11 protein-coding genes are annotated in these 12,475 nt (G+C 70.9%); 6 read left to right on the forward strand and 5 right to left on the reverse strand.

Annotation, left to right across the window (positions count from 1 at the left end; all coding sequences use genetic code 11):
- The first annotated feature begins 49 nt into the window (after window positions 1-49).
- A complete protein-coding gene (locus V3N99_05910; protein MEO3936281.1) occupies window positions 50-2,065 on the forward strand; it encodes a fibronectin type III domain-containing protein in 2,016 nt (671 codons plus the stop codon).
- Window positions 2,066-2,087: 22 nt separating this feature from the next.
- Here V3N99_05910 and V3N99_05915 read toward each other — a convergent pair whose 3' ends face one another.
- Window positions 2,088-3,041 (reverse strand): sulfotransferase, encoded by a 954-nt coding sequence (locus tag V3N99_05915; GenBank protein MEO3936282.1) that lies wholly within the window; start codon window positions 3,039-3,041, stop codon window positions 2,088-2,090.
- Complete coding sequence (locus tag V3N99_05920) at window positions 3,038-4,303, reverse strand: glycosyltransferase family 4 protein (GenBank protein ID MEO3936283.1); 1,266 nt, start codon at window positions 4,301-4,303, stop codon at window positions 3,038-3,040. Before V3N99_05920 ends, V3N99_05915 begins: the two co-directional genes overlap by 4 nt.
- A gap of 248 nt (window positions 4,304-4,551) precedes the next feature.
- Here V3N99_05920 and V3N99_05925 point away from each other — a divergent pair, with 248 nt between their 5' ends.
- The 4 genes from V3N99_05925 to V3N99_05940 are packed head-to-tail and all read left to right on the forward strand — an operon-like array spanning window position 4,552 to window position 8,631.
- Entirely contained in the window at window positions 4,552-5,292 is a 741-nt protein-coding gene (locus V3N99_05925) for a hypothetical protein (GenBank protein MEO3936284.1), read from the forward strand.
- A complete protein-coding gene (locus V3N99_05930; protein MEO3936285.1) occupies window positions 5,283-6,284 on the forward strand; it encodes a sulfotransferase in 1,002 nt (333 codons plus the stop codon). The genes V3N99_05925 and V3N99_05930 overlap by 10 nt, the downstream gene beginning before the upstream one ends.
- Entirely contained in the window at window positions 6,281-7,795 is a 1,515-nt protein-coding gene (locus V3N99_05935; GenBank protein ID MEO3936286.1) for a hypothetical protein, read from the forward strand. Before V3N99_05930 ends, V3N99_05935 begins: the two co-directional genes overlap by 4 nt.
- Window positions 7,792-8,631 (forward strand): sulfotransferase, encoded by an 840-nt coding sequence (locus tag V3N99_05940; GenBank protein ID MEO3936287.1) that lies wholly within the window; start codon window positions 7,792-7,794, stop codon window positions 8,629-8,631. Before V3N99_05935 ends, V3N99_05940 begins: the two co-directional genes overlap by 4 nt.
- Before the next feature lie 45 nt (window positions 8,632-8,676).
- Here V3N99_05940 and V3N99_05945 read toward each other — a convergent pair whose 3' ends face one another.
- From V3N99_05945 to V3N99_05955, 3 genes are all read right to left on the reverse strand, one after another.
- A complete protein-coding gene (locus tag V3N99_05945; GenBank protein ID MEO3936288.1) occupies window positions 8,677-9,447 on the reverse strand; it encodes a sulfotransferase in 771 nt (256 codons plus the stop codon).
- 19 nt (window positions 9,448-9,466) lie between these two features.
- Window positions 9,467-10,564 (reverse strand): Wzz/FepE/Etk N-terminal domain-containing protein, encoded by a 1,098-nt coding sequence (locus tag V3N99_05950; protein MEO3936289.1) that lies wholly within the window; start codon window positions 10,562-10,564, stop codon window positions 9,467-9,469.
- 66 nt (window positions 10,565-10,630) lie between these two features.
- Complete coding sequence (locus V3N99_05955; protein MEO3936290.1) at window positions 10,631-11,518, reverse strand: sulfotransferase domain-containing protein; 888 nt, start codon at window positions 11,516-11,518, stop codon at window positions 10,631-10,633.
- 271 nt (window positions 11,519-11,789) lie between these two features.
- Between V3N99_05955 and V3N99_05960 the strand changes: the two genes are divergently transcribed.
- Entirely contained in the window at window positions 11,790-12,473 is a 684-nt protein-coding gene (locus tag V3N99_05960) for a hypothetical protein (GenBank protein ID MEO3936291.1), read from the forward strand.
- The last annotated feature ends 2 nt before the right edge of the window (window positions 12,474-12,475 follow it).

Here is a 12,475-nt window from a genome sequence, read left to right on the forward strand (position 1 = left end):
CACCTTCCCCACCGAACCACGCGATTCCTCGACCGAGAGACCCCGACTGATGCGCACGACCTCACGCCTTGCCGCCGTCCTGGCCGCCACGCTGCTGGGCACCATCCCCCTGGCCGCCGCCCGCGCCGGCGGCACCCTCGGTGTCGTCGGCAACGCCTCGCGCACCTGGGGCACCAACGGTCGGGTCAGCGCCATCCTGAGCCTCGGCACCACCGCCATCATCGGAGGGGACTTCACCTCGGTCGTCGACCCGAGCGGGCGGACCTATCCCGCCACCCGGCTCGCCAGGTACGACACCGAGACCGGCGCCTTCGACACGTCGTGGACACCATCCGCCAACGGTCCCGTGCTGGCGCTGGCCACCGCTGGTGACTCGCTCTACATCGGGGGCCAGTTCACCATGGTCAACGACGTGCCGCACACCGCGCTCGGCGCGGTGTCGCTCTCGAGCGGGGCCTTTCTGCCCCAGTTCACGACGAAGACCAACAAGGAGGTCACGACCCTCGCGGTCTCCAGCTCGAGCCTCTTCGTCGGGGGGTCGTTCAAGCAGGTCCACGACGGGTCGGGGCGGAAGGTCCGCAGCTACGGCATCAAGGTCGACCGCACGACCGGCACGATCGACCCGGGCTGGGCCCCCGTCTTCGACAAGCGCGTCCGCACGATGCTCGTCAACGCGGCCGGAACGGGGGTCTACGTCGGTGGTGACTTCACCACGACCAACGCCCTCTCCTTCGCCGGCAAGCTGACCCTGCTCAGCACGAGCGACGCCACCATCGACCCGGTCTTCAGGAGTGGTCCGACCAACAACGACTCCCGCTCACCGGCCTACGCCATGACCTTGTCCGGCAGCTCGTTGCTCGTGGCCGCGACCGGATCGGGTGGAGGATGCGCCCGTCTCGACGCCACGACGGGTGCGACCTCCTGGAGCAAGCACTCCAACGGTGACGTCCAGTCGATCGCCGTGATGGGTCCCTACACCTACTGCGGCGGCCACTTCTCCGGAGGGGCCTCCTTCGACAAGCTCGACCGCTACAAGCTGGCGGCGGTCGAGACCGCGACCGGCATCACGCAACCCTTCGCGCCGCTCGTCAACAGCAGCCTCGGGCTGTGGTCGATGGCCTCGAGCCCCACCACGCTCCTGGTAGGGGGTGACTTCAGCCGCATCGACGGCAGCATCACGCCCTACTTCTCCCAGTTCCGCGACGCCGCCAACCTCACGACGGCTCCGGCGCCCGCGGCTGTCTCGGCCCAGTCCGGCGACGCTGCCGTGTCCCTGACGTGGGACATCCCGTCGACCGACGGCGGCTACGGCACCCACTCCTACGTCGTCTACCGTCGCACCGGTCTCGACGACTACTCCGTCGTCAAGACCACGGGGGCCGAGAGCTTCGTCGACACCAGCGTGACAAACGGCACGACCTACACGTATGCCGTGGTCACCCGCAACACCGCAGGCGACAGCGCCTTCAGCAGCACGGTCGACGCCACGCCGCTCCCCGCCTCGACCACGGCACCCGGCGTCCCGACCGGCTTCCAGGCCACCAGCGGCTTGCACGTCGCCAACCTCACGTGGACGGCCCCAGGCTTCGACGGCGGCACCCCGATCACCGGATACCGCATCCTGCGCGGCACCAGCAGCGGCACCGAGACCCCTCTGGTCGACGTCTCGCCCACCACGCTGTCGTATGCGGACTCCGACATCGTCGACGGCACGCAGTACTATTACACGCTCCAGGCCCTCAACGTCGTCGGCCCGAGCGCCAGCACCCCCGAGAAGACGGCCACCCCCTCGAGCGGGGTGCCGAGCCAGCCGCTGCTCGTGCGGGACACGACCACCGACCCGGCGGTCGTCACCCTCAACTGGACCGTCGCCGACCCCGGCGGCTCGTCCATCACGAAGTACGTCGTCGTCCGCGACAGCATCCGGGTCGGGACCACTTCGGGGACCGTCACGACCATCACCGACCCGGCTCCGCCTCCCGGCATCCACACCTACCAGGTGAAGGCCATCAACGGCACCGGGAGCTCCCGGTTCTCCAACGGCGTCGTGGTCACCATCCCCTGACCTCCTCGCCCCCCTGGGCGGTTCAGCCGCGCAGGCCGTAACCGAAGTGCCGCAGCCCCGGCAGGGTCATGAGGGTCACGAGAGACCGCTTCCACTGCGGCATCGCCGTGCGCCACTCGTCGTCGCGGCGCAGGTGGACGATGCCGGTGTCGTGCCGGTTGGGGTTGCCCGCGACCGTGTGGGTCGCGTGCATCGAGATCGAGCGCTCGTCGACGAACTGCACCGTCGAGGCGTCGAGGTCGAGCATGGAGGCGACGGCGTCGACCGTCGCGCGGGGGTCGGCCACGAACTCCTCGTAGCGCACCTGCAGGTGCTTGGGGGCCTTCCACGGCCACCAGAACTCGACGAGGTAGTTCCAGACCAGCCACATGGCCGCTGAGCGCCACAGCTCGAGCTGCTCCATGGTGGCGTCGTCGCCCTCGCGGTCCCGGGTCTCCTTCAGACGCTGCCACGAGAACGCGTTGGCGCGAGGGTCGCGGATGACCTGGATGACGTAGAGGTCGATGCCGGGCAGCCGCTCGAGCAGCTTGCCGTAGGGCGGCACCTTGGAGGAGTCGATGATGACGCTCGGGCGCACGACCTGCGCCACGGCGCGGTAGAGGGCAGCAAGCGCCTCGTCGTGCGGGTCGGGCACGATGACGGTGCCGCCGCGCAGCTGACGCCACACCATGGAGGGCACCCGCAGCATCCGCAGCCGGGTGAGCAGGTCACGCGAGACCGCACCGGGGTCCGGGGGTCCGTCGGGGTAGGCGAGGGCGACGACCTCGCTCCATACGGGGCACGTGCTGAAGGGCTGCCCGCAGCCACACCGGTGGTCGTCGGTGAAGCCCCGCTCCCAGATGTAGCGGATCTCGCCGGCGCTCATCGCACCCGGGATCTGGCCGATGATCGAGCTGAGGATCGTCGTGCCGCTGCGCCCGGTGCCGGCGACGAAGAGGACCCTGGTGGGGGCTGAGGAGGCGGGCGGAGACGTCACGAGTTCCCTTTCGTCGGGGAGGGTGGGAGGGAGGACCCACGGCGGGCGGCGGCCTGCTCGTAGACCGTGTCAAGGCGCTGCAGGTGGGTCTCGGCGCCGAAGTCGCGCTCGAGCCGGGCCCGCCCGTTGCGCCCCATCGCCAGGGAGGCGACGGAGTCGACCGCCAGCGCGTCGAAGGCCGCGGCGAGCGCCGCCTCGTCACCCGCCCGCACGACGAGCCCGTGCTCGGCGTCCGTGACCAGCTCGGGCAGCCCCCCGAGGTCGGTGACGACGACCGGCGTACCGACGGCGAACGCCTCGAGGATGGTCATCGGCTGGTTCTCGTGCCACCGGGCAGGCAGGGTGAGGGCGCGACACGAACGCACCAGCTCGGCGAGGGGCCCGGCGTCGAGCCGGCCGTGGAACACCACGCGCCCCGGCGCGACCTGCGCGGCGAGCACCTCGAGCGCGGCCCGCTCGGGCCCGTCACCGGCGATGTGCAGCAGTCCCGCGCTGGTGCGGGCGATGGCGCGGATCGCGACGTCGACCCCCTTCTCGTGCGAGAGCCGACCAGCGAAGACGATGCCCTCGCCTGCGTCGTGGCGCTCCCGCGGGGCGGGGATGTCGGTGAAGTTGTTGACCACGCTCAGCCGGTCGGCGGAGATGCCCTGGCGCTGCATCACGCCGGCGAGGAACTGGCTGGGGCAGACGAAGTGGTCGACGGAGTCGTAGGCACCGACAGCCCGGTGCAGCCCCGACTCCACGGCCAGCACGACACTGCCCGCGAGCGAGCCACCCTTGCACCGCTTGACGGCCGCGTGCCACGTGCCGTGACCGACGCAGGCCTCGCAGGGAGCGCCGTCGGCCAGCAGCTGGTAGCTCGGGCAGGCGAGCTTGTAGTCGTGCAGCGTCATCACGACGGGCACGCCGGCCCGGGCGAGCGGGCGCAGGATCGAGGGCGACAGCTGGTGGTAGATGTTGTGGCAGTGGACGATGTCAGGACGGAAGCGGGCCACTGCCGCCGACAGTCCGGCCGCGCTGGATCGGGACCACACCATCCGCCCCGCCGCTGCGACGCCGGCGAGGCCACCCGGGGCGGGCTCGAGCTCGACGTGGCTCGCGAAGGTGTCGCCCAGCGGCTGCGGGCGGTCGTTCTCGGGATGGTCCATTCCCCAGAAGCCGACCTCGTGGCCGGCCGAGCGCTGCAGGGCGGCGACGTCGAGCATGTAGCCCTCGGCCCCCCCGCGGCGGTAGAGGAACTTGTTGACGTGAAGGATCCGCACGGCTCTCCCCTGCCCCTGCGGGCCATGTCGTCGTGGGGATCCCGGCTGGCGGGACCCGACCGTGCCCCACGGCCGGTGTCCAGTTCATCACACCGGTGCCTCGGACAACGCACGATCACGACGAAAACGTGGGATCTGGGCGATCCCGCCCACGGGCCTTCCGCCGTCAGACATAATTAGCCGTCGGGTCCGGGGGGCCCGTGCCGGCACCTTGGCGGGATCCGGCCACCATTCTCGAGGACAGCAACGTGCAACGATCATGGCCGAACACGGCCCGACGGACCATCCGTCGAGCTGTCACGTGGCGTCCCAAGCAGCCCGGTGACGCGACCCTCGACATCGCCGACCTCATCCGGCCCTTCCGCTACGACGTGGTGATCCGCGCCCAGCTCTTCGATGTCATCGAGGCGCAGCGGCCCGCGGGCCACGAGGTCGACGACTTCGCCCTCGAGCTCCTCGACCACCCGTATGCCGTGTGGTACCGCGACGTCGAGCTCGCGCGCTTCTTCCCGTGGATCCTGCGCGACGAGGAACTCGCGCGGCGCACCTACGTGCGGCGGGTGAGCCAGGCCGTCGCCACCTTCGAGTCGGTCGAGGAGCGGGGGTTCGACACCGGCCAGCCGGTGACCCTGCGCCGCGTGCGGCTGCCCAAGGTGAGCGACTCCGGCGTCCCGGTCAGCCACGTGACCCACGTGGGCGACGGGGGGCACCGTCTGGCCCTGCTGATGCGGGCGGGACTCGCCCTCGCCCCGGGGATGTACCGTGTGGACCCGAGACCGACGGCCGTCATCGACAACACCGCCCTCCTGACGCCCGCCCTGGGGCTGACCGAGGAGCGGTGGGTGGACTTCATCGCCCCGCACTTCGTGCGGGCGCCGGCGGGCTCGCTCGACGACCTCCATCGCGGCGTCGCGGCGGAGTGCCCCCACCGCATGCCTGAGCTGACCGCCCTGGCCGCGGCCCACCTGACCCTGAGGACATGCCTGTGAGGCAGTGGTACGAGCGCCAGATCGCCCCCCACCCGGGACCGCTGACGGTGCGCGAGCAGACCGTCCGCAAGGTGGTCCGCCGCATCCACTGGGCACGCACCGAGGGCTTCGGCCGCATCGTGGAGGAAGACCGTCTCGACCCGCGTCCCCGCGTACGGGCCGCCTGGCGCAAGGCCTCGTGGCGGCGCAGCCACCCCCGCCAGCCCGGTGCGGCCACGCCGGTCTACGTCGTGGGCCTGCAGCGCTCGGGCACCAACATGCTCATGCGGGGGCTCGACGAGGCACCCGAGACCGAGGTGCGCAACGAGAACGACTCCCGGCTGTTCGACCGCTTCCGCATCCGGTCGACCGACGTGCTGCGCGAGGTCGTGCGGGCCAGCCGGCAGCAGGTCGTGTTCATCAAGCCGATCTGCGACTCGCACCTGGTCGACACCTACCTGGACCTGGACGGGGTCGCTCCCGGGCACGCGCTGTGGGTCTACCGCGACGTCGACTCCCGGGCCCGCTCCGAGGTGTCGAAGTTCGGGCCGGCCAACCTCATGGCGCTGCGCGACATCGCGGCTGGCCTGGGCGACCAGCGCTGGCAGGGCGAGCGCCTGCCGACCGCGTCCGTCGAGCTCATCCGGTCCTTCGACCTCGAGTCGATGACCGAGCACAGCGCGGCCGCCCTCTTCTGGGTCGTGCGCAACAACCTCTACTTCGAGCTCGGGCTCGCCGACCGCGACGACGTGAGCCTCGTGTCCTACGACGCTTTCGCTGCCGACCCGTCGGCCCAGATGCGGCGGGTCTGCGAGCTCGTCGGGCTCCCCTACCGGCCCGAGCTCGACGAGCACGTCGACCGCCGGGTCTCGCACGGCAGCGGACGCCTCGACATCGACGCCAGGGTGCGTGAGCTCGCCGACGCCATGGGGGCCCGGCTCGAGCTCGCCCGCACCGGCGCGCCAAGCCACGACGCACCCACGCCCGCGGCTGCGGCGGACGACCGGGCATGACCCCCACTCGACGGCGCCGGACGGCGCTGCCCGTCCTGCTGACCGCGCTCGTCCTGTCCACCGCGCTCACGGCCTGCACGTCGGGCGGCTCGACCACCACGCCGGCCACGACGGCCGTCACGACCTCACGGGCCACCCCTGGCGCACCGGCCCCCACCGCTGGGGCGGGCATCACGCAGGCGCCGGGCAGCAGCCTCCCCGTGGGGGCGAAGTTCGACTGGAGCCGCTTCGACCTGTCCAAGCCGTTCCTCACCGGTCTCGGGCCCTCGACGCCGACCTTCTACGAGATGGTCTGGTGTGATGTCGAGCCCACCCGGGGTGCCCGCGACTGGAGCACCCTCGACGCGGTGGTCACCCAGGCGGCCAGCATCAAGGCCGACTTCATGCTCAAGATCCGGGTCGGAGCGTGCTGGGCGACGGGTGACACGAAGGCGACCAAGGTGAGAGGTCGCAAGACCGAGTCGCTGATGCCCACCGACCTGACGCAGTACCGCCAGTTCGTCACCGACACGGTGGCCCGCTACGCCCCCCGGGGCGTGCACGAGTACGCCGTCGAGAACGAGATCAACTCCCCTTCCTTCTGGGGAGGCAGCGTCGACGACTTCGCGAAGCTGATGGGCGTGGCCTCCTCGGCCATCCGGGCCGCCGACCCGCTGGCCAGGGTCGTCGACATGGGGGTCAGCTCCACGGCATACGGCGTCGGCATCGCGCAGCGACTGCTCGACCAGGGCAAGGACGCCGAGGCGGTGTCAGCCTGGAACACCTACTACGAGCGACGGATCGGCACCCGCGGCGACAAGATCCCGCAGGTCGCGGACGCCGCCCAGCTGCGTGACGCGCTCGGCCTGCCCCAGAACGCCCGCAACGCGCAGTACCTCGCGCTGGCGGCCACGCTGGCCACGACGAAGGTGGTCGACGTCCGCCAGGTGCACTTCTACGAGAGCTATGCCTCGGCCACCCTGTTCACCGACTACCTGAGGGCGACCACCGCTCCGGGGGTGGCGATCGAGGCGTGGGAGGTCGGGCAGTTCGTGCGCAGCCAGCAGCTCAATGACCAGGAGCGCACCGACCAGCTCGTCAAGACGGTCGCCCTGCTGCTGGGCGGCGGGGTCTCCAAGGTCCTCTGGCTGCCGCTCGTCGTCAACCCCAACGGCCGCAACGGTGGCGACGAGCCCCGCTACGGGCTCATCGAGCCCGACGGCTCGGTCCGTGCGACCGGGACGGTCTTCGCGGCGATGGCCAAGGCTGCCGCCGGCGCCACGATCTCGGGCATCTCGACGCCCCGCGCGTCAGGCGTGATGTTCACCCGTGCGACGGGCACCTCGGCCTTCGTGTGGGCCACCGCCGCCACCATCACCGTCTCGCCCTCGGCGGGCAAGCTCCTGGCTCCGGCCGCCTCGAACGGTGGAGCCGCGGCCCCCCCAGCCTCCGGCGGCCAGCTCGACTCCACCTCACCCCGCGAGATCCAGGCCACCGGCTCGCCGACCGACCTGATCAAGGCGCTCTCATGACCACGACCCCTGACCCCTCCCGACTGGTCTTCGTCGGTGGCCTGCACCGCAGCGGCACCACCCCCTTCTCCCGCGTCCTCGACGGGCACCCCCGGGTCAGCGGCCTGTCGGGCACCGGGGTCAAGGAGGACGAGGGTCAGCACCTCCAGACGGTCTACCCCAAGGCCAAGGTGTACGGCGGCTCGGGGCGCTTCGCCTACGCGCCGCAGGCGCACCTGACCGAGGCGTCGCCCCTCGTGACGTCGGCCAACGCCACCTCGATCCTGCAGGCCTGGGCGCCGTTCTGGCGCGATGGGGCCGACCTGCTCGTCGAGAAGTCCCCACCCAACCTAATCATGGGTCGTTTCCTGCAGGCGCTCTACCCCGGTTCGGCCTTCGTCGTGGTGGTCCGCCACCCGGTCGCCGTGGCCCTGTCCAACAAGAAGTGGCGGCGCCTGACCTCGAGCAACCCGCGCAAGTTCCAGTCGCTGGCGATGATGGTCGACCACTGGTTCACCGCTCACGACATCCTCAGCGCCGACCTGGCCCATCTCGAGCGGGTGCTCGTCGTGCACTACGAGCAGCTCGTGGGCGCGCCAGAGGCCGAGCTGGCGCGCGTCTCGTCGTTCCTCGGGCTCGACACCCCGATCGACCACACGGCACTGAGCCGCAGCCACGGCGACTCGTACGCGCAGAAGTGGGACGACTACGGCTCGACGATGTGGCGCCCCGGGGGCTGGCAGCGACGCCTGATCACCACGAAGTACGGCGAGCGGATGGCGCGCTTCGGCTACGACGTCGACGACCTCGCCGGGTTCACCGCCCCCGACGGGCCGGCGGGGCTCCAGCGCTCCTGAGCGCAGTCGCCCCGGGTCACGTCTGGCCTCGTCGGGGGGAGCCCGTCAGTAGCCGAGCTGCTTGAGGGTGCTGCGTGAGGTGACCCAGAACAGCGAGCGGACCACGGGGTCCAGCTCGGTGCGGTAGGTCCCGACCCGGGAGGCGTAGACGCTGGCGTCGGTGCCCGCCGAGGCGTTGCGGGCCGCGTGCTGCTTCGCGTAGCGGTCGGGCACGTCGTGCTTGGCCTTGGTGAAGTCGAGCAGGGTCGGGTCCCACTCCTCACCGAGGAAGGACAGGAGGTCCCTCAGGGTCGCCTCGGGGTCGGAGACGAGCTGGTCGTAGCGCAGCTCGTGATACGTGTCCGACGAGAGCGACGCCCCCGCGCCGCGGGCGGCCTTGATGTAACGCGGCCACTTGACCGACGACTTGACGCTCGACCAGTAGCCGAAGCGCTTGCGGTGGCTCACGGCCACGTCGCGGCCGTCCCGGATGACGTGGACGAACTGGGCATCGGGAAAGAGCTGGTGCAGGAAGGGGATGTGCAGTGCGTAGCGGGGACTCTTGTCGGCCCACCTGGCCTTGCCGCGGGACTGTGCGTAGTCGGCCTGGATCCCCCCGAAGAAGGTCCGCAGCCGGGCGAGCCACTCGTCCTGCGTGAAGCCGAACTGCTGCAGCCGCTTCCAGTCGTCGCCGACGATGCGCTCGAGGTCCTCGAGGAAACGGGTCTCGGGGCCACAGCTGATGCGAGGGTGCGAGTCGAGCATCAGCCGCAACATGGTCGTCCCCGACCGTTGACAACCGACGATGAAGATGGGCCGGGGCGACGCCTCGGTCATCGGGAGTCCCTTCCGGCCGTCAGCGCGACGACGAACGGCTGGCCGGCTCAGCGACAGGCGGGTCGGTGGTCCAGGCCTGCTCGTCGCCCGTCGTGTCGGTGCCACGCGGGCGGCGGGAGACCCGGGTGCCCACGTCGTCGGGGCTCGAGTCCACGGCCTCCCTCTCGGTGCGCTCGGCCCGGGCGGCCTGGCGCAGGCGGGAGATGACCTCCAGAAGCACCACGAGCAGGATGCCGAGGAAGATGCCGGCTCCGAAGACGGGGATCACGGTGGTCACGAGCGCCGACAGCCGTGACGTGGGGAGCGCCTGCCCGACGTAGATGATGCTGTCACCTTGGGCCGCACTCTGCAGCGAGACACCCATGCGGTACTGCGCCTGCGTCGCGGCGAGGTCCTGCTGCGTCGCCGCCTGGGTCGCAGCGAGGTTGTTGTACTCCGCGAGGATCGGGATGTACCGCGCGAGCGACGACTGGGCACTGGCGATCGGGGCGTCCATCGCCGCAGCGCCGGCGGCGTTCCCAGAGGCCCGCAGCTGGGCCTGCTGCTGCTGGAGCGAGCCGACCTGGCTGAGGGCGGCCTGGTAGGCCCGGGGCGGATCGGCGATCTTGTACTTGACCGCGAGCGCGGCGATGGCAGCGTTCGCCTCCTGAGCCGCCTGAACGGCACGGTCACGGGTGGCGGTGGCTGCGGCAGCCCGTGAGGAGAAGATGAGGTCGAGGGACTGGCGCGCCGTCTCGGAGACCACAGCGCTGGTCTTCTTCGCCGTCAGCCCGCTGTAGACGACCTGGACGTCGCTGCTGGAGCCGACCGGTGTCACGGTCACCCCGTCGGTCTGGTCGGAGGGAGACACCCCGGTGGCCGTCGCGACCTTGGCCTTGACCGACGGGTTGCTGGACGCAGCCTGGAAGGCACTGACGAACGACTGGGCCGCCTGCGTCCCGCTGAACGGGCTGCCGTCGTTGCCGACGAGGGCACCGGAGTTGACCGTCGCCGTCGCCGTGAAGGTCGAGGGCTGCAGGAGGATGAACGCCGCTGCGAGCGCGGCAGCCACCACCGGAACGAGGACGAGAACCCACCAGCGGCGCCGGGCAACGCGAAGGTACTCCAAGATCTCCATGACACGTGTCTTTCTTCGTTGGGCACCGGAACACGCCCTTGCGGGACGGAGAACGGCTGGACGTGCTCAGGCGGCGCCGGTGGCGGCCTGGGCAGGATGAGCGGTAGTCACCTCGGGCAAGCTGTCGTCCCAGCGCAGGTCCACGCCGGGCAGTGAGTAGAGGGCGGCGTTCAGTGGTCGGTAGTAGGCCTCGAGGCGGGCCCGGGTCGCCGACGACATGGCTCCCCGGGGTCGCCCGGCGTTGAGCGCGCGGCGCGTCGGGTCGTCGTAGGCAGGGAGATCGAGGAAGTCGAAGACGCGCTGCATCTGCGCATCGGGGAAGGCGAAGAGCGTCTCGCTCTGCACGACCAGCACTCGCGAGGGGCCGAGCAGCTGCTGGTAGGTCGCGATCTGCTCTGCGTAGTGGCCACGCCGCAGGTAGGCGTGGTACCTCCAGTGGTGGGCCGGGTAGGTCGGGTCGGCCGCCAGTCGATCGGCCTCACCCTCCAGACGCTCCGGCTCGAGGTCGAGGGCGCGCTCGAAGGTCTCCGTCTCGTGACCTCGGGCCACCTCGTAGGCATGGTGCGAAAAGGCTCGCTCGACGGGGTCGCGCAGACAGGCGATCACCTTCACCGACGCGAGCTCGGCGGCGATCCAGGCGGGCGCACTGGGGTGGAACATGTAGTACGGGCTCGACTCACCGGTCAGCTCATACCCCTCCTCGACCCGGGGGAACTGGGCGTCATACCATCGGCGACCCCGACCATGGTGGATATCGAAGTAGTGGGTGCCCTTGCCCGTGCCACAGGGGCCGACGCGAGGGTGCTCGGCGATCCAGTCGGCGAGCGACGTCGACCCGCCGCGCTTGGTGCCCACGACCAGGTATCCGGGGGTCATCCGCGGACCACGGGCGACGCGGGCCCGCAGGATCGAGAGAGCGGCACGGGCACTGCCTGTCATCCGTGGTGCCGTCATCCTGCTCCCTCCTTGTCCCCGTCGGTATGTCACTTGCCCCGCAGCCCCCGTCGGTGCCCGGCGGCCGGGCTGCGCGGACGCACCTTGGGGCCGACTCGGAGTCTACCGGGGCTTGAAGACAGAATCCGCGGCTTCGGACATTTCCCAGCAAGCCCCCGGCTTACGCCGTTACGCTCGTCTCCTGTCCCCTGTCGGCCACGTGGAGCCGCCCAGACCGAGGGCCACGACAGACGCCGGACGACACCCACGATACCCACGCCGAACGGGAACCATGCACCTTCGTCACGCCCTCGCTCTCGCTGCCGCCGGCGGCCTCCTGGCCGCCTGCGGAAGCTCCCCCTCAACTCCGTCAGGAGGCGGGACGTTCCTCCCGGGAGTCACCTCCTCACCGTCCCCCAGCAGCTCCGGGACAACGCCCACGACGGCTGCCACGACGACCCCCAAGCCCGCTGTCGGCCCCGTGCTGGCCGCGGCTCTCAACACGCTCTCGGCCCGCACCCGGAGCCTCCCCGCACTCGATCCCGCTCGTGCCGCGGTCAAGAGCGGCAACGAGGACCTGAGCCGGGCGCGCACCGCGCTCACTGCCATGCGTGCGGCGGCGTACGGCGCCAGCCGCAACTGCAGCACGGTGTCGACGCAGCAGGCGGTCGTCCAGCAGCAGTCGGGTGCCGCCGTGGCTCAGGCCGCAGTGCTCGAGGCGCAGGTCGCCACCCAGCGGGCCGGGCTGACCGCCCTGAAGGCCTCCTCCACCGCCGTCAGCGCCGCGGTCGCGGCACAACGCTCGACCCTGGCCCAGCTGCCGGATGTCTCGGCTGCGGTGGCAGCCGCCAACAAGGCCGTGACGGACCGCACCGCCACGGCCAACGGCTTCGCCGGCAACGCCTCGAGCCTGCGCAGCACCGCCGGCGGACTCACGTCGACCGCGTCCGCCGTCAGAAGCAAGACCGGCTGCTGACC

The organism is Dermatophilaceae bacterium Soc4.6 (assembly GCA_039889245.1).
GTDB lineage: Bacteria > Actinomycetota > Actinomycetes > Actinomycetales > Dermatophilaceae > Lapillicoccus.

Coding starts and splice junctions, on each gene's coding strand:
- V3N99_05910 (MEO3936281.1), top strand. CDS start 50: ATGCGCACGACCTCACGCCTTGCCGCCGTCCTGGCCGCCACGCTGCTG.
- V3N99_05930 (MEO3936285.1), top strand. CDS start 5,283: ATGCCTGTGAGGCAGTGGTACGAGCGCCAGATCGCCCCCCACCCGGGA.
- V3N99_05935 (MEO3936286.1), top strand. CDS start 6,281: ATGACCCCCACTCGACGGCGCCGGACGGCGCTGCCCGTCCTGCTGACC.
- V3N99_05940 (MEO3936287.1), top strand. CDS start 7,792: ATGACCACGACCCCTGACCCCTCCCGACTGGTCTTCGTCGGTGGCCTG.
- V3N99_05945 (MEO3936288.1), bottom strand. CDS start 9,447: ATGACCGAGGCGTCGCCCCGGCCCATCTTCATCGTCGGTTGTCAACGG.
- V3N99_05950 (MEO3936289.1), bottom strand. CDS start 10,564: ATGGAGATCTTGGAGTACCTTCGCGTTGCCCGGCGCCGCTGGTGGGTT.
- V3N99_05955 (MEO3936290.1), bottom strand. CDS start 11,518: ATGACGGCACCACGGATGACAGGCAGTGCCCGTGCCGCTCTCTCGATC.
- V3N99_05960 (MEO3936291.1), top strand. CDS start 11,790: ATGCACCTTCGTCACGCCCTCGCTCTCGCTGCCGCCGGCGGCCTCCTG.